Origin of the sequence: Mycolicibacterium houstonense (genome assembly GCF_900078665.2) — a bacterium.
GTDB classification, from domain to species: domain Bacteria; phylum Actinomycetota; class Actinomycetes; order Mycobacteriales; family Mycobacteriaceae; genus Mycobacterium; species Mycobacterium houstonense.
In genome coordinates, this window is the sequence record NZ_LT546207.1 from 2,086,983 (window position 1) to 2,112,820 (window position 25,838).

The 25,838-nt window shown below is 66.8% G+C and carries 17 protein-coding genes, 1 tRNA gene and 2 pseudogenes; 9 read left to right on the forward strand and 11 right to left on the reverse strand.

The genetic code is table 11. The annotated features are described in order from the left end of the window. The 10 genes and pseudogenes from BN4332_RS10490 to BN4332_RS10535 form a co-directional block, all read right to left on the reverse strand. A partial coding sequence (locus tag BN4332_RS10490; RefSeq protein WP_494337816.1) for a DUF8010 domain-containing protein occupies positions 1-208 on the reverse strand: 208 nt, incomplete at its 3' end. Beyond that, entirely contained in the window at positions 205-612 is a 408-nt protein-coding gene (locus BN4332_RS10495) for an acyl-CoA thioesterase (protein ID WP_074133032.1), read from the reverse strand. The genes BN4332_RS10495 and BN4332_RS10490, both read right to left, overlap by 4 nt. Next, on the reverse strand, positions 609-5,453 hold the full coding sequence (locus BN4332_RS10500) for an NAD-glutamate dehydrogenase (RefSeq protein WP_066898382.1): 4,845 nt from the start codon (positions 5,451-5,453) through the stop codon (positions 609-611). The genes BN4332_RS10495 and BN4332_RS10500 overlap by 4 nt, the downstream gene beginning before the upstream one ends. Before the next feature lie 99 nt (positions 5,454-5,552). After that, a complete protein-coding gene (gene ettA / locus BN4332_RS10505; RefSeq protein ID WP_066898383.1) occupies positions 5,553-7,226 on the reverse strand; it encodes an energy-dependent translational throttle protein EttA in 1,674 nt (557 codons plus the stop codon). 109 nt (positions 7,227-7,335) lie between these two features. Beyond that, positions 7,336-7,782, reverse strand: a complete 447-nt coding sequence (gene ssb / locus BN4332_RS10510) for a single-stranded DNA-binding protein (protein ID WP_066898384.1) — start codon at positions 7,780-7,782, stop codon at positions 7,336-7,338. A gap of 166 nt (positions 7,783-7,948) precedes the next feature. Then, a pseudogene (locus BN4332_RS35430) lies at positions 7,949-8,443 on the reverse strand (cytochrome c oxidase assembly protein); the annotation flags it as partial. A gap of 402 nt (positions 8,444-8,845) precedes the next feature. Then, entirely contained in the window at positions 8,846-11,194 is a 2,349-nt protein-coding gene (locus tag BN4332_RS10520) for a glycerol-3-phosphate 1-O-acyltransferase (protein ID WP_066898387.1), read from the reverse strand. Further along, entirely contained in the window at positions 11,191-12,786 is a 1,596-nt protein-coding gene (locus BN4332_RS10525; RefSeq protein ID WP_066898434.1) for an HAD-IB family hydrolase/lysophospholipid acyltransferase family protein, read from the reverse strand. The genes BN4332_RS10520 and BN4332_RS10525 overlap by 4 nt, the downstream gene beginning before the upstream one ends. 26 nt (positions 12,787-12,812) lie before the next feature. After that, positions 12,813-14,364, reverse strand: a pseudogene (locus BN4332_RS10530) (wax ester/triacylglycerol synthase family O-acyltransferase). A 109-nt stretch (positions 14,365-14,473) separates the two neighbouring features. Continuing rightward, positions 14,474-14,998, reverse strand: a complete 525-nt coding sequence (locus BN4332_RS10535) for a group I intron-associated PD-(D/E)XK endonuclease (RefSeq protein WP_235654067.1) — start codon at positions 14,996-14,998, stop codon at positions 14,474-14,476. Between the two features lie 31 nt (positions 14,999-15,029). Here BN4332_RS10535 and BN4332_RS10540 point away from each other — a divergent pair. Next, positions 15,030-15,105: transfer RNA gene (locus tag BN4332_RS10540), tRNA-Arg, on the forward strand. A 368-nt stretch (positions 15,106-15,473) separates the two neighbouring features. Further along, a complete protein-coding gene (locus tag BN4332_RS10545; RefSeq protein ID WP_066898389.1) occupies positions 15,474-15,962 on the forward strand; it encodes a universal stress protein in 489 nt (162 codons plus the stop codon). Here the strand turns inward: BN4332_RS10545 and BN4332_RS10550 are convergent. After that, the gene (locus BN4332_RS10550; protein WP_066898390.1) at positions 15,959-16,792 is read right to left on the reverse strand and encodes an MBL fold metallo-hydrolase; all 834 of its coding nucleotides are present in this window, start codon (positions 16,790-16,792) and stop codon (positions 15,959-15,961) included. The genes BN4332_RS10545 and BN4332_RS10550 overlap by 4 nt on opposite strands. A gap of 73 nt (positions 16,793-16,865) precedes the next feature. Between BN4332_RS10550 and BN4332_RS10555 the strand changes: the two genes are divergently transcribed. The 7 genes from BN4332_RS10555 (at position 16,866) to BN4332_RS10585 (ending at position 25,819) form a co-directional block, all read left to right on the forward strand. Next, on the forward strand, positions 16,866-17,648 hold the full coding sequence (locus BN4332_RS10555) for a FadR/GntR family transcriptional regulator (RefSeq protein WP_066898391.1): 783 nt from the start codon (positions 16,866-16,868) through the stop codon (positions 17,646-17,648). A 58-nt stretch (positions 17,649-17,706) separates the two neighbouring features. Beyond that, a complete protein-coding gene (locus BN4332_RS10560) occupies positions 17,707-19,320 on the forward strand; it encodes a class I adenylate-forming enzyme family protein (RefSeq protein ID WP_066898392.1) in 1,614 nt (537 codons plus the stop codon). Further along, entirely contained in the window at positions 19,307-20,080 is a 774-nt protein-coding gene (locus BN4332_RS10565; protein ID WP_066898393.1) for a class II aldolase/adducin family protein, read from the forward strand. Before BN4332_RS10560 ends, BN4332_RS10565 begins: the two co-directional genes overlap by 14 nt. A gap of 35 nt (positions 20,081-20,115) precedes the next feature. Then, positions 20,116-21,384: an amidohydrolase family protein gene (locus tag BN4332_RS10570; protein ID WP_066898394.1), complete on the forward strand. Its 1,269-nt coding sequence runs from the start codon at positions 20,116-20,118 to the stop codon at positions 21,382-21,384. A 3-nt stretch (positions 21,385-21,387) separates the two neighbouring features. Further along, entirely contained in the window at positions 21,388-22,347 is a 960-nt protein-coding gene (locus tag BN4332_RS10575) for a D-2-hydroxyacid dehydrogenase family protein (protein ID WP_066898395.1), read from the forward strand. A 158-nt stretch (positions 22,348-22,505) separates the two neighbouring features. Next, a complete protein-coding gene (locus tag BN4332_RS10580) occupies positions 22,506-22,946 on the forward strand; it encodes an MmpS family transport accessory protein (RefSeq protein WP_066898396.1) in 441 nt (146 codons plus the stop codon). Further along, complete coding sequence (locus BN4332_RS10585; RefSeq protein ID WP_066898397.1) at positions 22,943-25,819, forward strand: MMPL/RND family transporter; 2,877 nt, start codon at positions 22,943-22,945, stop codon at positions 25,817-25,819. The genes BN4332_RS10580 and BN4332_RS10585 overlap by 4 nt, the downstream gene beginning before the upstream one ends. The last annotated feature ends 19 nt before the right edge of the window (positions 25,820-25,838 follow it).

The following is a 25,838-nucleotide window of genomic DNA, read 5'->3' on the forward strand; positions in this document are numbered from 1 at the left end:
CCGCCGGTCGCAGCCGCGCGTTCACCACGCGACTGGCGAGCACCTCCAAGCCGGTCGCGACCCATGCGACGACGCCTGCGCCGCCGCCACGTTCACGCAACCGCACCACCGCGGCATCGTCGAGCCGCAACGCCCGGTCGACGAACGTCGCGAGATCCTCACGGTCCTTCGGATCGTCGATCCACAGGCCGCGCTCGGCGCCGGTCATCGCAGATGGCGCTCCAGGTAGGCACGCTGGTCGGCGGTGAGGCGTTCCAATCGTTGCTCGGCGATGTGGACCGCGGCCAGCTGGGTCTCCCCGATCACCGACGGCTTGGAGTCGGGCGCGGCGTTCACCGAGCGCACCTCGTAGCCGATGGTGAAGTCCACGGCGCGAACCCGTTTGGACCACATGGTCACCTGCAGCGGCGAGTCCACCAACCGGAGTTGCCCCTTGTAGCTGATGCTCACATCGGCGATGAGCAGGCCGATGGTGTCGATGGTGGCGCCGAAAGGCTCACGCAGAAAAGGTATCCGGGCCTCTTCGAGGATGGTCACCATGGTGGCGTGGTTGATGTGCTGGTACATGTCGATGTCCGACCAGCGCACGTGCACCGGCGTTGTGAAGCTCACGCAGTTGTTCCCGTTCCACTCGTTCGTGTCATGCTGCGGATCTGACGCGCCGCCACCGACAGTGTCGCCAGGTCCTGCTCACCATCTTGGTATATCTCGGTCAGCGTGCGGCGGGCACGGGTCACCCGGGAGCTGTTGGTCAGCTCCCACTCGGCGATCTTCTCCTCACCGGTCTCCTCGGGTTCACCGACCGCCAGCACGTCGAAGCACAGGGCGCGCAGCGACCCGTAGATGTCGTCGCGAATCGCCAACCGCGCCAGGGAATGCCAGCGGTCGTCACGGCTCAGCCGGGAGACCGCGGTGAGCAACCCGTCGGCGCCGAGGCGGTCCATCAGCGCGAAGTACGTATCGGCCACCTCGGCGGGTTCGCGGTCGACGATGTCGGAGATGTCGATCACGTCGAGCAGGCTGTACTGGTACAGCCCGGTCGCCACGGCATAGGCCAGTTCGTCGGACACCCCGTGCGACGAGAACTCCCCGGCCTCCTTCTCGACGATCGCCTTGTCGTCACCGCGCAGCCACTCGGGCATGTGGGGGCGCAGGGCGGCCACCTTGGCGGCGAACCGGTTGATCTCGGCTCCGACGGCCAGCGGTTGCGGCCGGTAGTTGAGCAGCCAACGCCCGGCCCGGTCGACCAGCCGGCGCAGATCCAGCGTCATCCGGTCGGTGACGAACACCGGCACGCCCTCGTCCCCGGCAGCCCGGATGCGGCGCCACACGTCGCCGATGCCGAAGATGGCGTCGGTGGCGACATAACTGCGCAACGCGTCGACGGGGCCCACGCCGACGTCCTCGGTGATGCGATAGGCGTAGCTGATCCCGCTGGTGTCGACGAGGTCGTTGACCAGCATGGTGGTGGTGATCTCCCGGCGCAGCTGGTGCGAACGGATTTCGCCGGTGAACTGGCTACGCAGCCGCTCCGGGAAGTACTGCGGCAGCCGGGCCGCGAACACCTCCTGGTCGGGCACGTCGCTGGCCAGCACGTCGTCTTTGAGCGCGAGTTTGACGTGGGCCATCAGGGTGGCCAATTCCGGTGAGGTCAAACCGATTCCGGCATCGGCCCGGCGACGGATCTCCTTTTCCGACGGCAATGCCTCCAGCTCGCGGTTGAGTCCGCGGTTGGCCACGAGATCCTTGATCATCCGGGCGTGCACCGAGAGCAGCCCGGCGGCGTTGGCCCGGCTGGTGCCCATCAGGTCGTTCTGGTTCTTGTTGTCGGCCAACACCAGAGCACCGACCTCATCGGTCATCGACAGCAACAGGTCGGTGCGTTCCTCGGGGCTCACCTTCCCCGCGGTCACCAGCGAGTCGATCAGGATCTTGATGTTGACCTCGTGGTCGGAGCAGTCGACGCCCGCGGAGTTGTCCAGTGCATCGGTATTGATGCGACCGCCGGCCAGGTCGAACTCGATCCGCCCCAGCGAGGTGACGCCCAGGTTGCCGCCCTCGCCGATGACCTTGGCCCGCACCTCGTTTCCGCACACCCGGATCTGGTCGTTGGCGCGGTCACCGACGTCGGACTCGGTCTCGGCCTTGACGTAGGTGCCGATGCCGCCGTTCCACAGCAGGTCCACCGGGGCCTTGAGAATCGCCTTCATCAGGGCCGGCGGCGTGAGTTCCTCGATGTCGCCGTCGATCCCGAGCGCGGCGCGGGCCTGCGGACTGATCGGGATGGACTTCTGCTGGCGGCTGTAGACCCCGCCGCCCTGACTGATCAGCTTGGCGTCGTAGTCCTCCCAGCTGGACCGCGGCAGCTCGAACAGCCGTTTGCGCTCCACCCACGACACCGCGGCGTCCGGGTTCGGGTCGAGGAAGATGTGCCGGTGGTCGAACGCGGCGATCAGCCGGATGTGCTTGGACAGCAGCATGCCGTTGCCGAACACGTCACCGCTCATGTCGCCGACCCCGACGACGGTGAAGTCCTGGCTCTGGGTGTCGACCCCCATCTCGCGGAAGTGTCGCTTCACCGACTCCCACGCACCCTTGGCGGTGATGCCCATGGCCTTGTGGTCGTAGCCGATCGATCCGCCCGAGGCGAACGCGTCGCCCAGCCAGAACCCGTAGGACTTGGCGACTTCGTTGGCGATGTCGGAGAACGTCGCGGTGCCCTTGTCGGCGGCGACCACCAGGTAGGCGTCCTCACCGTCGCGGCGCACCACCTCGGGGGGCGTGACGACGGCCCCGGTCCCCTTGTCGACGTTGTCGGTCACGTCGAGCAGCCCGGAGATGAACAGCTGGTAGCACGCGACGCCCTCGGCGCGGGTCGCCTCCCGGTCGGCGGCGGCGTCGCCGGTCGGCTCCGGCGGGCGCTTGACCACGAAACCGCCCTTGGCCCCGACCGGGACGATGACGGCGTTCTTCACCGCCTGCGCCTTGACCAGGCCGAGGATCTCGGTGCGGAAATCCTCGCGCCGGTCCGACCAGCGCAACCCGCCGCGGGCCACGAAGCCGAACCGCAGGTGCACACCCTCCACCCGCGGCGAGTAGACGAAGATCTCGAACTTGGGCCGCGGCAGGGGCAGCTCGTTGATCAGGCCGGGATTCAGCTTCATCGCCACCACGCCGCGCTGGCGCGCCGAATCCGGCCGCTGCACAAAGTAGTTGGTGCGCAACGTGGCCTGGATCAGCGTCGCGAAGGCGCGCAGCACCCGGTCGGTGTCCAGGCTCACCAGGGCGTCGATGTCGGCGGCCACGGCGGCGGCCGCCCCCTGGGCGTCGCGGGTACCGGCGGTGTCCTCGGACGGGTCGAACAGCGCCTCGAACAGCTGCACCAGAGACCTGGTGGTGTGCGGATTCTCGTTGAGCACCGACTCGATGTGCGACTGGCTGTACGGGAAACCGGCCTGGCGCAGGTACTTCGCATAGGCCCGCAGGATCACCACCTGCTGCCAGGTCAGGTCGGCCCGCAGCACCAGCTCGTTGAAGCGGTCCACCTCTACCGAGCCGTGCCAGATCGCGGTCACGGCGTCGGCGAAACGCTGGGCGGTGACCTCGCGGGAGGCGGCGTCGGGCGCATCGGGGATGCTGCGCTGACGCGCCACCTTGAACTGGTAGATCCAGACCGGCAGTCCGTCGGCCCGGCGCACGGTGTACGGCCGTTCCTCGAGAACCACCACACCCATCGACTGCAGCATGGGCAGCAGCTCGCTCAGCGAGGCTGATTGTCCACCCAGGTACCAGGTGAGCTGGGCGAGCCCGTCGTCCCCACCCTCGGTGAACACCAACTTCACCGAATTGTCCTGCAACGCTTCGATGATCGCGATATCAGCGATGGCGGCGCCCGGGGCGACGGCTTGCTTGTAGTCCTCGGGGAACGCCGAGGCGTAGTGCTCGACGGCGGCCGGACTCAGCGCCGCGTGGGCCGCCGCACTGGTCATGCGGTCACCCCAGTTGCGGGTGGCCTCGGTCAGCAGATCCTGGATCCGGTTCTCGTTCTCGGTGGAGGTATCCACGGTGTGCGCGGCCGTGCCGTCAGGCAGCCGGACCGTGAAATGAACCACCGCCCAGGGGGATTCGCTGACCCGCGCCGAGTAGTCGATGCTCTCGCCACCGAGTTCGCGCACCAGGATATTCTGCATCTCCAACCGGACCGCCGTGGTGTAGCGGTCGCGTGGCAGGTACACCAGGCAGGACACGAAATGGGCGAGCTGATCGGCACGCAGGAACAGCAGGGTCCGGCGCCGCGACCCCAGATCCACCACGGTCAGCGCCATGTCCAGCAGCTGCTTGGAGCTGAGCGCGAACAGCTCGGGACGTGGGATGGTCTGGACGATGTCACGCAGCAGCTGGCCGGGGTGGCTCGGATCGCGGCGCGCCATGGCCAGCGCCTCCTCGACCCGCCGCGAGATCAACGGGATCTCCAGCACATTGGCGTTCATCGCGGCCACCGTGAACAGGCCGACAAAGCGATGCTCGATGATCCGGGAGCCACTTTCGCGCACTACGACGATGTAGGGATTGGCGCCGTAGCGCACATAACTCGGCATCGTGGCCTGCGCCAGCACCATCAGGTCGTCGGCGGCGGTCAGCGGGGGCAGCACGTCCTCGCGCAGCTTGAGCACACCCAGCCGGCTGGCCGGATCGACCAGGGCCTGCCCGTCGCTGATCGCGCACTGCTGATAGCCCAGCAACACGAAGTGTCCGTCGGACAACCAGCGCAGCAGCGCCGCGACGTCCCGGCGGTCGGTGTTGGGGAAGCGTCCCTCCACGTCGGTGGCCACATCGTTGGCCAGGGCGTGCAGGGCGGCACCCATGGCCGCGGAGTCCAAACCGATCTGGCGGGCCTCGGCGAGGACACCGGGCAGCAACCGCACCACCTCGGTGAGGGCTTGCCCGTCGGCGGCCCCGTTCACCGGGACCAGGATCCAGCACTCGTCGACACCGTCGCCCCCGGTGGCCTCGGCCGCCGGCTGGAAGTCCAGCAGCTCGCCGTCGGCATCGCGGCGCACCCGGAAGACCGGGTTCATGATCGCCGGGTAGGCGACACCATGGCGGTGCAACAGCACGGTCACCGAGTCCACCAGCATCGCCGCCTGCTCGGTGACGATCTGCAGGGACGGACCGGAATCGGCGTCACCCGGATACACCGCGACCTTGGTCTCCCCCGGTGCCCGGTGGCTGCCCAGGGCGTAGTGGGCGGCCACCGTGCCGTCGGAGACCAGGCGCTCGGCCGCGCCCGCGGCCTGGGGACCGGTGGCCGTGACGCCGGGGGCGTCGGCCTGCGGAGCCCGGTAGGTGGACAGGAACGCCACGGCGAGCCGATGGATCGCCTCCGGCGACGGCTGCCGCCGGTCCTGCTCGTTAATTCCCTGCCCCCGAAGGGCTCCCGGCTTGGCCGTCATACGGATCACTCCTGACTTACGCCCACGCACCGGCATCGGTGCGTAGCTGCGACATTAGTTGTGCCAGCGAACCCACAGCGCCCTTTATCCCGTCACGGGTCAGTCGCGGGTCAGTCTCCGGTGGGTCACTCGGTGCGGACGCGCGGCTTCGGCGCCGAGACGCTGGATCTTGTTCTCCTCGTAGGCACCGAAGTTGCCCTCGAACCAGAACCACTTGGCCTCGTTGTCGTCGTCGCCCTCCCACGCCAGGATGTGCGTGCAGGTGCGGTCCAGGAACCAGCGGTCGTGGCTGATCACCACGGCGCAGCCGGGGAACTGTTCGAGCGCGTTCTCGAGCGAGGACAACGTCTCGACGTCCAGGTCGTTGGTCGGCTCGTCGAGCAGGATCAGGTTGCCGCCCTCTTTGAGCGTCAGGGCGAGGTTGAGCCGGTTGCGCTCACCACCGGAGAGCACGCCCGCGGGCTTCTGCTGATCCGGCCCCTTGAACCCGAACGCCGACACGTAGGCCCGCGACGGGATCTCGTTCTGGCCGACCTCGATGTAGTCCAGCTTGTCGGACACGACCTCCCAGACCGTCTTCTTGGGGTCGATGCCGGCCCGGCTCTGGTCGACATAGGACAGCTTGACCGTCTCGCCCACCTTGACCGTGCCGCTGTCGGGCTGCTCCAACCCGACGATGGTCTTGAACAGCGTGGTCTTGCCGACGCCGTTGGGGCCGATGACGCCGACGATGCCGTTGCGCGGCAGCGTGAACGACAGGTCCTTGATCAGCTGGCGGCCCTCGAAGCCCTTGTCCAGGTGTTCGACCTCGACCACCACGTTGCCCAGCCGCGGCGGCGTGGGGATCTGGATCTCCTCGAAGTCGAGCTTCCGTGACTTCTCGGCCTCGGCGACCATCTCCTCGTACCGGCCGAGGCGGGCCTTGTTCTTGGCCTGACGGGCCTTGGCACCCGAGCGGACCCAGGCCAGCTCGTCCTTCAGCCGCTTCTGCAGCTTCTGATCCTTTTTGCCCTGGACCTCGAGGCGCTCGGCCTTCTTCTCCAGATAGGTCGAGTAGTTGCCCTCGTACGGGTAGGCCCGGCCGCGGTCGAGCTCGAGGATCCACTCGGCGACGTTGTCCAGGAAGTACCGGTCGTGGGTGACGGCCAGGATGGCGCCCTTGTAGCTGGCCAGGTGCTGTTCGAGCCAGAGCACGCTCTCGGCGTCGAGGTGGTTGGTGGGTTCGTCGAGCAGCAGCAGGTCCGGCTTGCTCAGCAGCAGCTTGCACAGCGCGACGCGGCGGCGCTCACCACCGGAGAGATGGGTGACCGGCTCGTCCGGCGGCGGGCAGCGCAGCGCGTCCATCGCCTGCTCCAGCTGGGAGTCGATATCCCAGGCATCGGCGGCGTCCAGCTCCTCCTGCAGCTTGCCCATTTCTTCCATGAGCTCGTCGGAGTAGTCGGTGGCCATCAGCTCGGCGACCTCGTTGTACCGGTTGAGCTTGGCCTTGATCGGCACACCGTCCTCGACGTTCTCGCGGACGGTCTTGCTCTCGTCGAGGTGCGGTTCCTGCATCAGGATGCCGACCGTGGCGCCGGGCGCCAGCAGGGCGTCGCCGTTGTTCGGCTGGTCGATGCCGGCCATGATCTTCAGCACACTCGACTTACCGGCACCGTTGGGACCGACGACGCCGATCTTCGCGCCGGGAAGGAAGTTCAGGCTGACGTCGTCAAGGATGACCTTGTCGCCGTGCGCCTTGCGAACCTTGCGCATCGTGTAGATGAATTCGGCCATGCCGTGATGTGCCTTTCTGAAGCTTTCGGGAACGTCGGATGGGCGCTCGCGCGAAGGGTCGCGTCAAGCCCAACTCACTCGCGCCCATCCTAGGCGTGACCGAATGTGGCTAGGCCGACAGTGGCAAGTCGCCCTCGTCGGGCTCGGTTTCCGCGTCGGCGTCGACGGGCTCGGGCTCGGTCGCCGGGGCGGGCGCCGGTTTGGGCAAGGGCGCGACCTTGGCGGTGCAGCGAGACAGGTCGGGCCCGACCGCTGTGGCCCGCACCTCGACCGACGACCGGCGCACGCCTTCTTTGTCGTCGTACTCATCGGTGTGGACATGCCCGACCACGATCACTGCGTCGCCCTTCGTCAGGGAGGCGCTGGTGCCGGTGGCGAGATTTCCCCAGCAGTTGACCGTGACATACAGCGAGTTGCCGTGCTCCCAGCTGCCATCCGGATTGCGGCGGCGTGAGTTGCTGGCCACCCGGAACTTGTACAGCTCCTGATCGCCGAACCGCCGCCGGACGGGGTCGGTGATGATGTTGCCCACGATCGTGAACGGGGTCTCGAACATTTCTGGTTCCTTTCGCTTCATCCATTCCGGTGACCGGCGCCCAAGCGGCGCGGCCGCCTTACGCAGCCATTGACCGCCGCAACCCCGACGCGCGGCAGCCATGCGGTCCCGACGAAGCCGTCGGCTGTGGATGAAGCGCAGGCTGGGGATAACGTCCCCGAGAGCGCTAGCGTGGTTCGGCGTCGCGCCGCGCCATCTCGGCGAGCATGGCGTTGTAGGCCGCCAGGTCGGCGTCGTCGTCGCGATCGGCGGCCCGGTCCAGTCGCTTGGCGGTGCGCTGGTCGCTGCGCCGCCACTGGATCAGCAGTGCCAGCATCACGATCACCAGCGGCACCTCACCGGCTGCCCAGGCGATGCCGCCACCGAGATGCTGGTCCCCGAGTAGGTCGGTGTGCCAGGGCAGTTGCAGGGACTTGTAGAACGGCTCGCCCAGCACCGTCTGCATGCCCATCATCACGACGCCGAAGAACGCGTGCAGCGGCAGTGAGGCGAACACCATCCCGACCTTGGCCAGGTGCGGGATGGGCCTGGGGGTCGGATCGATGCCGATGACCACCCAGTAGAACAGGTAGCCCGACAGCAGGAAGTGCACGTTCATCAGGACGTGCGCGGCGTGGTTGCTGACCGCGGCGTCGAAGATGCCACCGAAGTACAGCCCGTAGNGCAGACCGTCCACACGCCCGACGCCGCCGACCCCAGCCGCAACGCGCGGTAGCCGGCCACGTCGAGCACGCCGTTGGCCTGCGGTGCCGACAGGAACGCCGCGAACAGGAAGGCCCCGACCGCGACAACGGCGGCGATCTCCTCCGCAGCCCGCACGAACGGCAGGCCGTATGTGGTCACCGGGCCGGGATTGGGCAGGCCGGTGGCGGTCAGCGCATCGGCCAGCGACAGCGCGCCGATGCCCGCGGCCACCGCACCGGCCAGCAGGCCGACCCCGACCAGCACGGGCCACACCGTGCTGGTGCGCACGCCGGACGTGGTCGCCTGGCCGGGAGAAGTCATGGTCCAAGGGTATGGCGTGGGCCTCGCCACGCCCCCGCCGCCGGGCAATCTGCCCGCGTCAGTCCGCGAGGCCCCGCTGGATCCGGCGCTGCTTCTCCCGGAAGTAGAACTGCTCCCGCGCGATCTCGTCGACCTTGTCCATGTCGGCGACGATCCCGCGCAACTCATCGCGGAAGGCGTTGCGGCGAGCCCGCAGATCGGGGCCGTTGGCCAGCAGATCCTGATCGGCGGCGACCTGCCGCGCGGTGGCGAACAACAGTGCCGAGACCGACTCGTTGCTACCCACCCGGCCCTGCGCGACGTACTGGCGCCCGACACCCAGCGCCCGCTTGGTCAGATCCCGCTCACTGATCTCGGGCGGCGCGTCGCGCAGCACGTCGGCGACGATTCCGTAGGCCTCGAAGAACGGCCGCAACATCGCCCCCACCAACAGCGGTTGCTTACCCCGCAGCATGTGGTAGATCTCGTCGCCGCCGGCGGAGACCTTTTCCTCCCAGTTGTCCAGCCACGACATCTCCTCGGCGACGTTGTCGCGGAAGGCCGCCGAATCGGCGAAGTAGAAGTCGAACTTGAGCAGATCCCGCAACCGCATCACCTGATCCCAGAACGCCTGTAGCGGGTCGCCGGTGGCGTGGGCGGCATGGGCCAGGGCCAGCTCGACGATCGAGGTCTCCTGGAAAGCGTGGATCAGTGAATTGCGGTAGAACGCGGCCTCCAGTTCGTCCTCGGGGGCGATCCGCCACACCGGCTCACGTCCGCTGTCGACCAACGTCACCGGGTGCCCGCCGGACAGGGCGTCGACGGCCGAACGCACGCCCTCGGCGGTACGCAGCCGCAGGGCGCTGTTGGTCATCGGCGTGTTCTTGCGTTCCAGGTAATCCAGCGAGTCCTGCAGCGTGTGGTGCAGCTGGTCGAGCGTCAGGGCCACGCCCCGGGCACCCAACAACAGCGCCGACACCAGGTTGGTCGCGTTGACCGGGGTGACCCGCAGGATCCGCCAGGCCACCTCGAAGGCCATCTTCTGCATCGCCAGGCGTTTGGCGGCCTCGTCGTGGGCCATCTCGCCGCCGGGTTCCCCCAGGTGCTCGCGCATCGAAACCGCTTCGGGGAAGCGGACATAGATCTTGCCGTAGTTGCGCTCGCCCTGCGCCTTGATGAAGTTGTACAGCCAGCTCAGGCCCTCGGGCGTCTTCTCGCCGCCGCGGGCGTACGCCGCGTATTCCGCGGTCTCGTGCAACTGGTCGAAGCTGATCGACACCGGCTGCAGGAGGATGTCGTCACTGCGGCCGTCGAGGTAGGCGTTGGCGACGTAGGCGAGCAGACCGAGCTTGGGCGGCAACATCTTTCCGGTGCGTGATCGGGTGCCCTCGATCGACCAGTTCAGGTTGAACCGCTTCTCCACGATGTAGCCGACGTACTGCCGCAGCACGTACTTGTACAGCGGGTCGTCGAGTTTGCGGCGCAGGAAGATGACGCCGGAATGCCGGAACAGCGGGCCCATCAGCCCGAAGGACAGGTTGATCCCGGCGAACGTGTACACCGGGGGCAGCCGGTTCTCCTGCATCGCCACCGGGACGATGACGCCGTCGAGATAGGACCGGTGAGAGAACAGCAGCACCGCCGGATGCAGTTCCAGCGCATGACGCATGGTCTCGATCTCGGCGCGGTCGTAGTCGATGCGCGGATCGAATCCGCGGCTGAAGATGGCCCGGCCCAGCGTGGGGATCAAGTCCACCGAGAAACGGCTCCACCCGGTGGACAGCTCGTCGAGCATCTCACCGGCCTGCTCCACCGTCGCCCCGGGGATCTGTTCCAGGCCCTGGCGGAAGCGGGCCGAGTCGAGCATCTCCGGTTTGACCAGCCGTGGCGACTTGTATTCGGGCCCCAGCAGCCGAAGCTCGACCCGCTCGATGGCCAGCACCGCCCGGCGCAGGACGAAACGTGCGAATTCCCTTGGGTTTTCCGCAACGGTCGTCTCACTCCACTGCTTGCGCAGTTCGGACACCTTGGCCGGTTCGCCTGCCACCACCCGGGCCCGGGACGGGTCCTTGCGCAGGATGCGCCGCTGCAGGATCTCCGGCGGCCGGTAGGTGTCGCGGCCGGAGATCAAACCGACCACCTTCAACCGGGTCGGCAGCCCGGCGGGCACCCAGAACACCCGGACCGGCACCACCAGCCGGTCCTCGTCGGCCTCCAGTTCTTCGACCAGCCGGGCCACCACCCCGGGCGCCGGTTCGTCGGCAGCGGGCAACTGCAGCACTTCGACCGTCGAGTCCGGGTGCTCGTGACGCTGCGCCCTCAGCCAATCGTTGAGCAGTTCGAGTTCGGCCGGTGACGAGACCGAGGCCAGTACCAGAGCGTCGTCGGTGGTGCTGAAGCTGGTGAAGTCGTCGATACCCGCGGTCACGGCCGGCCCTTGGGAGTTGTCGAGCGCGCCGACGAGGTATCCGATTTGGGTGCAGCGTTTTTCGCGGGCGCCTTTCTGGCCGGCGTCTTCTTGGCGGCCCGACGCGGTGCGGCTTTCTTGACCGGCGCGGCGCGAGAGTAAACGTCGAATGTGGGCAGCTCGTCCTGCGGCCAGGATCTGAGCGTGTCGAGGTAGATCTGTCGGACCTCGGCGATACGGTCGGACAGGTTGTCCACCGTCCAGTCCGCCACCGATATCGGCGGATACACCGCGACGTCGACCGTGCCGGGATTGAAGGTGCTGGAATCGCGGTGCGCGATCACCTCGGCGTTGCGGATCACGATCGGCACGATCGGAACGCCCGCGGCCATCGCGATGCGGAATGGGCCCTTCTTGAACGGGCCGACCTCCGTGGTGTCGAGCCGGGTCCCTTCGGGCGCGATCAGGATCGACAGGCCTTTGCGGGCAAGCTCTTCCACCTTGTGCAGGCTTTCGACGGCCTTCTCGGGATCGTCGCGGTCGATGAATGCCGCATCCATCACCTTGCCCAGCGGGCCGATCAACGGATTCTTCTCGAGCTCCTTCTTCCCGACGCCGGTGAAGTCCACCCCCACCAGCCGGCCGGCGATCATCGGGTCGGCCTGGTTGCGGTGATTGAAGATGAACACCGCGGGCCGTTGCGCGGTCAGATTCTCCTCGCCGAGCACGTTGAGTTGGATGCCCGTGGTGAGCATGAGCAGCTTGCTCCAGTTCGAGGTGAAGAAGTTGACCCCGGTGCGTTTGTTGCGGGTGAGCAGACCGAGCCCGATGGCACCGGCTGCGACCGTCGGAATGGTGGCCAGGCTGGCCAGGGTACGCAACTGCGCGACGGGGCTGCTGCCGCTGCGGCTGCTGAACTTCAGGACCGGCCAGCCGCGTTTGGCCGCCACGGCGGCGAGTTTCCCGGCCGGGTTCGTCGGCCGAGGGTTGCCCACCAGATACATCAGGGCGACGTCCTCGTCACCGTCGGCGTAGAAGTAGCTCTTGGCGAGGTCGATCCCATTGGCCGCCGAGAAGTTCTGCACTGCACGGGCTTTGCCGGCTCCCCAGATCACCGGGGTGATGACCTCGCCGGTGATCAGACCGTCCTCGTCGGTCTCGAACTTGTTGCACAACACGTTGTCGATGCCGAGAAAGCGTGCCACCGGCTCTACCTGAACGGTCAGCGCCGACGAGCTCAGCACCACGGTGTGCCCGCGCGCCATGTGGGCGCGCACCATCGCACGCATCTCCGGGTACATGCGGCCCCGCACGTGTTGGACGAACAGACGCTCGCCCAGCTCATCGAGGTCGCTCAGCGAGTTGCCGCGCAGCATCCGGGCACCCTTGCCGATCAGATCCTCGAATTCCGAGCGTCCCAACTGGTGATTGAGCCCGGCCTGCACCATTCCGATGAACTCGCCGACGCCCATCTGGCCGCGACGCAACCGGTCCCGGGTCATGATCACCCCGGTGAAGCCGGCCACCAGGGTGCCGTCCAGGTCGAAGAACGCGCCGATCTCCGGCCCCTCCGGGCTGCCCTCGATCTCGGCCAGGGTGCCCGGCAATCGCATCGGCCTGGCGTTGGTCTGCCCTGAACTCACTGTGGGACACCCCCATTCGCAACCGAATCATCGAGAGTGAACGAGGCGGGGGTCGCGCGGCCGTCGCCGCCGAGAGCCAACACCTCATCGAAGCCGGCCAGCAGGCAGCGCGCGAACAATGGCCCGTCGGTGATGGCCGCCCGGTCGTAGCGGGCGGTGATGGTGATGTAGCCGCCGCGGGAGATGAGCACCGCCATCATCGCCACGCCGGGAAGCGGGCCGATCCCGTAGTGCCGCAAGACCTTCGCCCCGGCGATGTAGGTGTCGCCGGGAAAGACCGGGACATTGCTGGCCTGCACGTCGGAGTTCACGACCGACCCGGCCATCGATTCGAGGAACGAGTCGGGCAGCAGGCTGAGCACCGGCGCGATCATGCCGACGACGTCGATGGCGCGCTCCTCCCGCCGGCTGGTCATCTGCGAACGCACGGCCTTGATCCGGGTCTCCGGGTCGGCGATGCCCACCGGTGCGGCCAGATTCACTCCGGCGAAGCGGTTTCCACCGGCCGGGTCGTCCTCGGAACGCAGGTTGACCGGCACCGCCATCGGCAGGTTCTGGATCGGGATGCCCATGGCGTCGTGGTAGAGGCGCAGCGCGCCGCACAGACCGGCCAGATAGGCGTCGTTGATGGAGCCGCCGACCGCCTTGGCCGCCCGGTGCAGGTCACCGAACGGCATGTCGATCGCCTCGGTCCGGGTCGACAGGCTGCGCCGACGCAGCAGCGGCGACGAATCGGCGGCCGGCCCCATCACCCGGGCCCCGGACATCGCGTAGTCGACCGCGCCGCTGACCGCCGACACCGGATCGNAGATTGGTATAACAGACAGCCATCACCCGGGCCCCGGACATCGCGTAGTCGACCGCGCCGCTGACCGCCGACACCGGATCGCGCATCACCTTCGTGGCCGCGCGCGCCGCGGAACCCAGTGCGCCGAGCACGCCGCCGGCGATCGAGCCCGGCAACCGGTTGATGCCCTCGCGCATCAGGTCGTTCGGCGACAGGTCCTGCGGAATGGGCACCGGGGGTGTCGGACCGGGCTCCGGATCGCGTTCCAGGTCATAGATGCTGGCGAACATCTCCACCAGCCCGACGCCGTCGGTCACCGCGTGGCTCAGATGCAGGATCGTGGCGGCCTTGCCCTCAGCAAGACCTTCGATCAGCGTCGCACTCCACAGCGGGCGTGAGATGTCCAGTGGCGACTGCAGCGCCACCTCGGCCAGGTCGAAAACCTGACGAAGGGTGCCGGGCTCCGGCACCCGGATCCGTCGCACGTGATAGTCGAGGTTGAAATCCGGGTCGACGACCCACCGCGGCGCGGCGGTGGGCAGGGTCGGCATCACCACCTTCTGCCTCAGGCGAAGAACCTTGCGCGACGCGTTCTCCATCTTGGTGCGGAACCGGTCCCAGTCGGGTGCGGTGTCGAGGATCTCGACGCCCATGATCCCGGACCGGGTGCGCGGGTTTGCCTCCCCGCGATGCAGCAGCTGATCGACTGCGCTCAGCTCTTCCGGCAGTCCGGCCGCATCCAACTCCGGCACGTCGCTCATAGCGTGGTCCCTCTCCCCTCCCCTGGCCACCAAGTGCAGCGTCCACGCTAGTCCGCCACCGGCCCCGCGGGAGGGCTTTGCCGGGCGTCCGTCGCGCGTCACCGCCCCTTCACGCCGAGGTACGGGTTTTGTCGATCGGCGAGAGATGTTTGTCCGGAAGGTCGCGAAACGAGGCGGCCATCAAAATCCGTTTCTGCTGACCGTTCTTGGTCAGCGTGATCCGGAGATTGACGGAGACGCCGTGATCGATGGGCCGGATGTAGTAGCACTCGTCAGTGTCCGGGCAGTAGATGCAGATGACGTCGATCGCGTCTTTGTCGATGGGCGTGCTGTGCGCGCCACGAGGATCGGCCCAGGTGGACCGGAAGTTGAGTCTGACCGCTCCCGCTCGTGCCGACCGGTACTTCACCTGAATGCGGTGGAACGTGCCCGCCGCGTACGCCACAAGGTCGAACGGCGCATGCTCGGTCGCGGGGAATAGCACGTAAAAACCTTTGCCAACCAGGTCGGCATGCGCTTTGGCGACGCCGAGGTCGCCTTTGTCTTTGGTGTGATGTCGACCCACTGAGTCGCTGGTTCCATCGGTTGCGGTTCGAGCAGCCCACGTGGTACATATCCGTTTCGGTAGCGACACCCACGCGGTGTAAATTGTGGTGGTCCGCCTTGCCCCCGTGGCGCAACGGATAGCGCATCCGGTTTCTACCCGGTAGGTTGCAGGTTCGAATCCTGTCGGGGGTGCCATGTCTCGTTCGTTTGACGTGTGCTTCTCGTTCTTGAGCGCACGGTACCCCGCACATCCGACAACTCCATGTCGGTCGAGTGCTCGCTCAATAAACAAAGGTGAGCCTGAATCTCACGCAGCTCGGCGTGCCCGTTCAGCGAAAGCATCAAGCGCATTTGGTTCACTTCAGTTGACAAGCGGACTTCCGCGTTGCCGCTCACTCGGCGTATGTCACCGAGAACCGCTCTCCGTCTGTGTGACGTCGGCTGATTGTTGACACCCGTGTCGGTTGATCCTTGACGCGGCGCGAAGCCCAATCTCCACCAGCGAAAGATTGACGTGCATTAGGGTCCTGTTTGTCCTGGTAAGCCGACAGTTCGGAGCTGACATGAGCACGTATCGGACGGTAGTTGTCGGGACCGACGGCTCGGATTCGTCATTGCGAGCGGTCGATCGCGCCGCCAAGATCGCCGCGCAGGAGAATGCGAAGCTGATCATCGCGAGCGCCTACCAGCCGGTGGTGGAGAAGGGTGGCTGGTCGAGGCCTCCGTCGCCCGATCACGTCAGCGACACCCGCGCGGCCGACAGTCTCAAGAGCGAGGGCTACCGGATGCACGGGGCCGCCTACGTCTACGAGATCCTCCAGGTGGCCCGTGACCGCGCGAGGGCCGCGGGCGCGACGGACATTCACGAGCGGGCACTCGAGGGTGCACCGGTCGATGCACTCGTGCAGCTGGCAACCGACGCCAAGGCAGATCTGATCGTGGTCGGTGACATCGGTCTGGACTCTGTGGCCGGGCGTCTGCTGGGTTCGGTGCCTGCCACCATCGCCCGGCGGGTCCGGATCGACATCCTCATCGTCCACACCGCCGATTAGATCGGCACCCACGTCCGTGCACCGCCGTCGGAGATGACGGCGCCTGCCGCCGGCGCCGCGAAATGCGTGCCGAACAGGACGGCCCGTTCGTCGACGACGCGTCGCAGCAGCCGTTCACGGGTGGCTGCAGCCGCCGCCGGATCCTCATCGGGAAGCGCCTGCGCGTCCGGGTGTGTGATCTGGATCGGATGATGGATGACATCGCCACCGATCACCGCGGTCTCGCCGGCGGATTCGAGCCACACCGCGGTGTGCCCCGGCGTGTGGCCGGGCGTGGCGATCAACCGGATCTCGTCGGTGATGGCGTGGTCCATCTCGGTCAGCCGCAGAACGTCATGTGCGGCAAGCGGTTCGACGGTCTCGGCGGCGGCCCGGTTGGGCGCCGAGGACTGCCGCCACGCGGCGTACTCGTCGGCGGTCAGCAGATAAGTCGCGTTGGGATAGGTGGGAACCCACGATCCGTCGCGGCGGGTGGTGTTGCGCCCGGCATGGTCGAGGTGAAGGTGGGTGCAGACGACGGTGGTCACGTCCGCGGCGGTGAATCCGGCCGCCGCCAAGGACCGTCGGAACTGATCGGGGTCCATCGGGATCTGGTACGGCAGGTCATGGCCTTCTCCGAAACAGCAGTCGACCACCACGAGTTGGTCACCGCATTCGATGAGAAAGGACTGGATGGCCACCAGCAGATTGCCTGCCTCGTCGACGTAGTGCGGGCGCAGCCACTGCGGCAACTCGGCAGGCAAACCGCGGAACAACCGGTCCGGCCTGGTCGGCACCAGCGTCTCCAGGACGGCGTGAACGGTCAGCGCGCCGATGGTCCACTTCTGCATGGCTCACCGTATGAGACAAATCATTTGGATACAAGCATCCCGCGCGGCGGCGGCAATCTGGCACACTCGATGCGTGGCACAGCCCAGCGTCCGGTTCCAGCGACTTGCCGAGCAGGTTGCCGACCAGTTGCGGCACCGGATCCTGACCGGGGAGCTGGCCGATGGCACGATCTTGCCCAAGGAGGACGAACTCCTCGCCGAGTACCCGGTCAGCAAGCCGTCGCTGCGGGAGGCGATGCGCATCCTCGAGGCCGAAGGGCTGCTGACGGTGCGCCGCGGCAAGTTGGGCGGCTCGGTGGTGCACCGACCGGACTCGGCAAACCTTGCCTACACCATGGGACTGGTTCTGGGCGCCGGCCGGGTCGGGCTCGCCGATGTGGGCACCGCCCTGCTGCAGGTCGAGCCGGCATGCGCGGCGCTCTGCGCCCAGCGACCGGATCGCAAGCGCACCGTGGTGCCGATTCTCCGTAAATTGCACCAGGAGTCGGTCGATGCCGTCTCCGATCTGCTTGCCGCCACCTCGGCCAGCCGGCGGTACCACGAGGCGCTGGTGCGTCACTGCGGGAACGAGACGATGATCATCCTCGCGGGCGCCCTTGAGGCGCTGTGGTCGGCCCACGAGCAAAACTGGTCGGTGCAGGTGACGGACCACTCCACCGTGCCGGTCGAGGAACGCCGGGCCGTGCTCGAAGACCACCGGCAGGTGATCGACGCGATCGACGTCGGGGACGCGCAACGGGCCCGCGATCTGGCGGCGGCGCACCTGGTCAATGCCCAGCAGTACCCGGGCGTGGACGGGACGGTGGATCCGGCGCTGGTACGCGCCTGGGCCCAGTCGTCGCCTCGACGTCCGTGACATCGCGGGGACATCCGTCGACCGTTGACACCGGTCCTTATTTTCATATGATTTGGTCATGAAGGCTGGCGCCGCCGCCCATGCTGCCGACGCAGCCCGCTACCGCTCGGCGGGATGGTGGTCGGACCGCACCCTGTCGCAGACCGTGCGCGAACACGCCGTCGCCCGCCCGGACAAACCGGCCTACGTCGATCACCCCGCCGGAGTTCTGACCTGGCGCGAATTCGACCGTTTTGCAACGGTTCTCGCCGCTCAGCTCGCAGGCCTTGGCGTCGCCCGCGGTGACCACATCGCGGTGTGGCACGGAGACACCGCGGCCATCCACGCGCTGTTCATCGCGATCGAACGCTGCGGCGCGGTCGTGGTCGGCATCGGTGCCCGCGCCGGGACCCGCGAGGCCGCCCAGATCCTTCGCGCCACCCGACCGCGCCTGCTGATCAGCGACCCGGCGCGCCAACAGCTCGCACGGTCCGCCGCGGCCGACGTGGCACCCGAGATCAGCACACTGACCCTGAACGGTTCGGCCCTCGGCGCCGACACGCCACGGCGCGCGCCGGACGATGCCGCCCCGGTCGGACCGGACGACGTGTTCCTGATCAACTCCACCTCGGGGACCACCGGCCTGCCGAAATGCGTTGTCCACACGCAGAACCGGTGGCACTACTTTCATCAGAAGGCGGTCGCCAACGGCGCACTTACATCAGATGACGTCCTGCTGCCCGTCATTCCGGCTCCTTTCGGCTTCGGTATCTGGACCGCTCACACCACACCGATCTACCTGGGTGCCACCACTGTTCTTCTCGAACGGTTCGATGCCAAGGCAGCATGTGAGGCGATCGCGCACCATCGGGTCAGCGTGCTGTGCTGTGTCAGTACCCAATTGATGATGATCATGGCCGATCCAGCGTCCCGCGAGAACGACCTGAGCTCGCTACGCGTGGTCTTCACCGGTGGCGAGGCGCTGCCCTACCAACGGGCGGCGGACTTCGAGGATCTCACCGGCGCCACGATCCTGCAGTTCTACGGCTCGAACGAAACGGGTCTGCTGAGCGGGACGACATTGGAAGATTCCCGCGACCGCAGGCTGCGGACCGCCGGGCGTTTGGTCCCGGAGATGGCCGTGCGCCTGTTCGACGGCGATGACGACGTGACCTCGACCGGACGCGGGCAACCGGCCTGCCGTGGACCGGCCACCAGCCTGGGCTACCTCGGCGGCGTGGACCACGACAAGCTCTACACCCCGGACGGCTGGATGCGGATGGGCGACATCTGCGAGGTCGACGCCGAGGGGTACCTGTCCGTCACCGGGCGCACCTCGGATTTCATCGTCCGGGGCGGCAAGAACATCAGCGCGGTCGAGGTCGAGGATGCCGTGATGACGCATCCTGCGGTGGCGGTCGCGGCCGCGGTGGCGATGCCCGACCCGGTGTTCGGCGAAAAGGTCTGCATCTACGTCGAACCGGTAGCACCAGGAGCGCCGGCCAACGGACAGCCGATCGATCTGCCGATGCTCGTCGATCACCTGTTGGCCCAAGGGGTGTCAAAGGAGCTGCTGCCCGAGCGGCTCATCGTGCTCGGCGAGCTGCCCCGGTCCTCAGGCGGCAAGGTCGCCAAAGGCCAACTCCGCGAGGACATCCGGATGCGGTTGGGAGACAGTTATGAACGTCGGTGAGATGCGCCAGGGCGGGCTGAAGGTATGGGCGCCGTCGATCACGCCGCCGATCGGTGTCGACCTGACGCGAGAGCAGGCACTGGCCGTGGCGTTCCGGCACCTGGCCGCCATCGGCTTCGCCGAGAACATGGCCGGCCACATTACCTGGCAACCCGAGGGTCGTCCCGACATGTTGGTCAACCCGTGGGGGCTGTGGTGGCAGGAACTCACCGCCTCGGACATCTGCGCCGTCGACGAGAACGCGAACGTGGTGCGCGGCCGCTGGGATGTCACCCCGGCCATCCACATTCACACCGAACTGCACCGGTTGCGCGACGACGCCAGGGTCGTCATCCACAACCATCCCTACTACGTCAGCCTCATCGCGGCACTGGGCAAGTTACCCGACCTCGTCCACCAGACGGGCTCGCTGTTCCTCGATGACATGTGTTTCGTCGAAACCTATGACGGCGAGGTCGATTCGGCGCCACGGGCCCGCGAGCTCGCCGAGCGGATCGGCACGGCGAATCTCACCATCCTGGCCAATCACGGCGTGATCGTCACCGGCGGAACGGTGGCCGAGGCCGTGTACCGGGCCGCCTCGATCGACCGGGTGTGCAAGCTTGCCTACCAGGTCCTGCTGACCGGCCGGGAGCCGACCGCGATGAACCGCTCCGACATGTACGGGATGCGGGCCTCGCTCATCGAACGGGCCGCCGACGTGTACTGGGCGGGTGCCGCCCGCATGACCATCAAGACCGGGCCCGACGTACTGAACTGACCGATCATCCGGATCCACCCAAGGAGACGACGCACATGAAGTCCATCGACGAGCTTGCCGCGAATCTCGACTTCACCACCGCGCAAAAGGGGTCCGAGCGCACGGTCACGTTCCTGCCAGAACCCGAACGGGCCGAACGTCTTTACACGGTCATATCGGTCGACGACCACATCGTGGAGCCGCCCGACACGTTCACCGATCGGGTACCGCGCAAGTTCGCCGACCGGGCACCGAAGGTCGTCGACACCGAGGGCGGCGGGCAGACCTGGATGTATGACGGGCAGTCGCTGCCCAACGTCGGATTCAACGCGGTGGTCGGGCGTCCGGTGTCGGAGTACGGCTTCGAACCCGCCCGGTTCGACGAAATGCGGCGCGGCGCCTGGGACATTCACGAGCGCGTGAAGGACATGGATCTCAACGGTGTGTACGCCTCGCTCAACTTCCCGTCGTTCCTACCCGGATTCGCCGGCCAGCGGCTGCAACAGGTGACCAAGGACCGGGATCTGGCCATGGCGGCGGTACGCGCCTGGAACGACTGGCATCTGGAGGCGTGGGCCGGGGCCTACCCCGACCGGATCATCCCGTGCCAGCTGCCCTGGCTGCTCGACCCGGAGGTCGGGGCTCAGATGATCTACGAGAACGCCGAACGCGGTTTCCACGCGGTGACCTTCAGCGAGAATCCCGCCATGCTCGGCCTGCCGACCATCCACTCGGGGCACTGGGAGCCGATGATGGCGGCGTGCGCCGAAACCGGCACGGTGGTCAACCTGCACATCGGCTCCTCCGGGTCGGCGCCGTCGACCACCGACGACGCGCCGCCGGACGTGCAGGGGGTGTTGTTCTTCGCCTATGCCATCACCGCAGCGGTCGACTGGCTCTATTCCGGTCTGCCCAGCCGGTACCCGGATCTGAAGATCTGCCTGTCCGAGGGCGGAATCGGTTGGGTGGCAGGGTTGCTCGACCGACTCGACCACATGCTCAGCTACCACCAGATGTACGGAACCTGGAAGGCACTGGGCGAGACGCTCTCCCCCGCCGAGGTGTTCACCAGGAATTTCTGGTTCTGCGCGGTGGAGGATCAGTCCTCGTTCGTCCAGCACGAGCGGATCGGCACCGGCAACATCCTGCTCGAGGCCGACTACCCCCACTGTGACTCGACCTGGCCGCACACCCAGCGCACGATTCACGAACAGATCCACGGTCTTCCCGCCGACGTGATTCGAAAGCTCACCTGGGAGAACGCATCCCGGCTCTACCAACACCCAGTGCCGGCCGCGGCGCAGGCCGACCCGAACGCGTTCTGATCCATGACCGAACCGCTTCGCATCGCCGTCCTCGACGACTATCAGGGCATCGCCGTCGCCGTCGACTGGTCGTCGATTCCCCGGCCGGTACTGCTCACCTCATTGCGGGAGCACATCGCTCCCGAGGACGGGTTGGCCGAGCGTCTGGCGGGTTACGAGGTCGTCGTCGCGATGCGGGAACGCACTCCGCTCGACGCGTCGCTCCTGGCTCAGCTGCCCGACCTGAAACTCCTCGTCACCACCGGCCCGTTCAACGCCGCGATCGACGTGGCCGCCGCACACCGGCTCGGCATCACGGTGTCGGGTACCGGCGGAGCCATCGCCCCGACGGTGGAACACACCTGGGCTCTGATCCTCGGGCTGCAGCGAAATCTCGTCACCGAGGATCAGCGCATCCGCAGCGGACGCTGGCAGAGCACCATCGGCGCCGACCTCGCCGGGTCGACCCTGGGCCTGGTCGGGCTGGGGCGGATCGGCAGCCGGGTAGCCACCATCGGCACGGCGTTCGGGATGGACGTCATCGCCTGGAGCCCCAACCTCACCGACGAGCGGGCGTCCGAGGCGGGGGCGGTCCGGGTCGATCGCACCGATCTGTTCGCCCGGGCCGACGTGGTGTCGGTGCACATGGTGCTGGCCGATTCCACCCGCGGCCTGATCGGCCCGGCCGAACTGGCCACGATGAAACGGTCCGCCATCCTGGTGAACACCTCGCGCGGCGGTCTCATCGACGAACCGGCCCTGGTCGAGGCGCTGCGCAGCAAACGCATCAGGGGCGCGGCGCTCGACGTCTACCAGCAGGAGCCCCTGCCGGCGGGAAACCCGTTGGCCGCCTTGCCCAATACGTTGCTGACACCACACCTCGGCTACGTCACCGAGGGTGTGATGAAGGTGTTCTACCGCGATATCGTGGCCGACATCGCCGCATACTGTGCCGGGTCGCCGCTGCGCCTCCTTACTGCGTGAATCGGGCCAGAAATTCCCTGACAGACGCAACTGTGAGGAAGATCAACATTCCGTAATGGAACGTTGTCGATCCACTTTGGAGCCTGCTACGTTCAGCCGGTCAAAGCGCGGTCGGAGGGGTCCGTCGGCGTGCGCCGAACCGGAGAGGTGGGTTTGCCGTGGCGACGGTCTTTCGGCTGGCGAGACGCTTCTGGATCCCGTTGGTGTTGGTAGCAGCCCTCGCGGTGAGCGGATTCGCGATGAACCGCATGCACGGGATCTTCGGCACCCATATCAACACCGATCCGGGCGCGTCCGCCGGCGACGACATCGTGGAGTTCAACCCGAAGCGCGTCGTCTACGAGATCGAGGGCCCCAGCGGCACCAGCGGCCACGTCAGCTACCTCGACGCCGACGCGCAACCACACACCGAGAGCTTCAGTTCGCTGCCATGGCGGCACGAAGTTGTCACCACGCTGCCGACGGTGTTCGCCAACGTGGTCGCACAGGGAGACAGCGAAGTGATCACCTGCCGGATCGTCGTCAACGGGGATATCCGTGACGAACAGACCGTGAATCAGCACAACGCCCAGGCCTTCTGCTTGGACAAGGCCGCATGAGCAACCACGCAGCCTCGCGTAGCGCGTCAGATTCAGCGGCACATTCCGGCGCCGCCCGCGTCATCCGCATCGCCGCCATCCCGATCATCCTGTTCTGGGTGGCGCTGGTGGTCGTCCTCAACGCCCTCATCCCCCAGCTCGAGGTCGTCGGGCACCAGAACTCCGTGTCCCTGTCACCACAGGACGCGCCGGCTCTGGTGGCGATGAAGAAGATCGGCGAGCGGTTCGATCAATTCGAATCCGACACCATCGCGATGGTCGTGCTCGAAGGCGACGAGCCACTCGGCACCGAGGCCCATCGCTATTACGACGAGCTGGTGCGCAAGCTCGAGGCCGACACCGAACACGTTCAGCACGTCCAGAATTACTGGGGCGATCTGATCACCGCGGCCGGCTCACAGAGCACCGACGGCAAGGCCGCCTACGTGCAGGTCAACCTCGCGGGCAACCAGGGTGAGACGCTGGCCAACGAGTCGGTCGCCGCGGTGCGCGAGATCATCGATGAATCCGATCCGCCTCCGGGCGTGAAAGCCTATGTCACCGGCCAGGGTCCGCTCACCACGGACATGAACGAGGCCGGCGACAAGAGCATGGTCAAGATCACGTTCATCACCATCGCGGTGATCGCCGTGATGCTGCTGGTGATCTACCGGTCGATCGGCACGACGCTGCTGACACTGCTCGTGGTGCTGCTGGAGATGTCGGCCGCGCGCGGTGTCGTGGCCGCCATCGGCAACGCACACCTGCTGGGGCTGTCCACGTTCTCGGTCAGCCTGTTGACCTCGCTGGCGATCGCGGCCGGGACCGACTACGCGATCTTCCTCATCGGCCGCTATCAGGAGGCACGACAGCAGGGACAAGACCGAGAAGACGCCTACTACACGGCCTTTCACGGGGTGGGCCACGTCATCCTCGGCTCCGGCCTGACCGTCGCGGGCGCCATGCTGTGCCTGCACTTCACCCGGCTGAACTACTTCAGTTCGATGGGTGTCCCCAGTGCCATCGGCATGTCCGTGGTGGTGCTGGCCTCGCTGACCCTGGCTCCGGCGATGCTGGTGGTGGGTAGCCGGTTCGGCGTGTTCGACGCCAAGCGCAAGATCAAGTCGCGCGGGTGGCGCAAGGTCGGCACGTCGGTGGTGCGCTGGCCGGTGCCCATCCTGTGCTCGGCGATCGCCATCGCGCTGATCGGGCTGCTGGCCCTGCCCGGCTACCAGACCTCGTACAACGAGCGCCTCTACATCCCGCAGGATCTGCCGTCGAACGTCGGATATGCCGCTGCCGAGCGACATTTCACCGCTGCCCGGATGAATCCCGATCTGCTTCTCGTCGACGCGGGCCGCGACCTGCGCAACCCCGCCGACATGATCGTGCTGGACAAGATCGCCAGGGAACTGATCCGCGTTCCCGGTGTCGCCAGGGTGCAGAGCATCACCCGGCCGCTGGGCCGCCCCATCGCGCACAGTTCGGTGCCGTTCCAGGTCAGCATGCAGTCGGTCTCCATGACCGAGAACCTGCAGTTCCTCCGCGAGCGCATGGGCGACATGCTCACGCTCACAGATGATCTCGGCCGGATGATCGGGATCATGGAGAGCATGCTGGGCCTGATGAACCGGATGACCGACATCACCCACGAGCTCACCGCCAGCATGAACGCGATGCAGGTCAGCACCAACGAGATGCGGGATCACATCGCGACTTTCGACGACTTCATGCGCCCGATGCGGAACTACTTCTACTGGGAGCCGCACTGCTACGACATTCCCGTGTGTAATGCCATGCGTTCGGTGTTCGACGGGCTCGACGGCATCGACGCCATGACCGAGCACCTCTCCAGCTCGGTCAAGAACATGAACGAGATGGATCAGTTGATGCCGCAGCTGGTGGCGCAGCTGCCGCCGATGATCGCCATCTCGAAGTCCATGCAGGGCACCATGAAGACGATGTACAGCACGTTCAACGGCATGGTCGACCAGATCGCCAAGATGACCGACACGGCATCGGTGATGGGCCAGGCGTTCGACGATGCCCGCAACGACGATTCGTTCTATCTGCCGCCCGAGGCGTTCGACAACCCCGACTTCAAACGTGGCCTGGCCCTTATGGTCTCGCCCGACGGTCAGGCGGCGCAGTTCATCATCACCCACGACGTGGATCCGGCTACCACCGAAGGCATTTCACATGTCGACCCGATCCTGAAGGCAGCCAGGGAGGCGATCAAGACGACGCCACTGGCCGACGCCAAGATCTACCTGGGCGGTACCGCGGCCACCTACAAGGACATTCAGGTGGGCGCCCAGTGGGATCTGCTGATCTCGGCGGTCGGCGCCATCACGTTGATCTTCGTCGTGATGTTGCTGATCACCCGCGCACTGATCGCCTCGTTCGTCATCGTCGGGACCGTGATCCTGTCGCTGGCCGCGTCGTTCGGCCTTTCGGTCCTGGTGTGGCAGTACCTGCTCGGGATCGACCTGCACTGGATGACGCTGGCCTTCTCGGTGATCATCCTGCTGGCCGTCGGATCGGACTACAACCTGCTGGTGGTCTCCCGGATGAAGGAGGAGATCGGGGCGGGCATCAACACCGGCATCATCCGGGCCATGGGCGCCACCGGCGGCGTGGTCACCGCGGCCGGCCTGGTGTTCGCGTTCACGATGGCCTCGATGGCCACCAGCGACCTGATCGCCATCGGGCAGGGCGGCACCACCATCGGCCTGGGCCTGTTGTTCGACACCCTCGTGGTTCGCTCGCTCATGACCCCGACGATCGCCGCGATCCTGGGCCGGTGGTTCTGGTGGCCGCTGCCGGTGCGCCAGCGGCCGGCCCGGTTCCTCTCCGATCGCACCGCCCCGATACCGGTGACGAGACGGGCGTGACCGGCGTCGATACCATCGA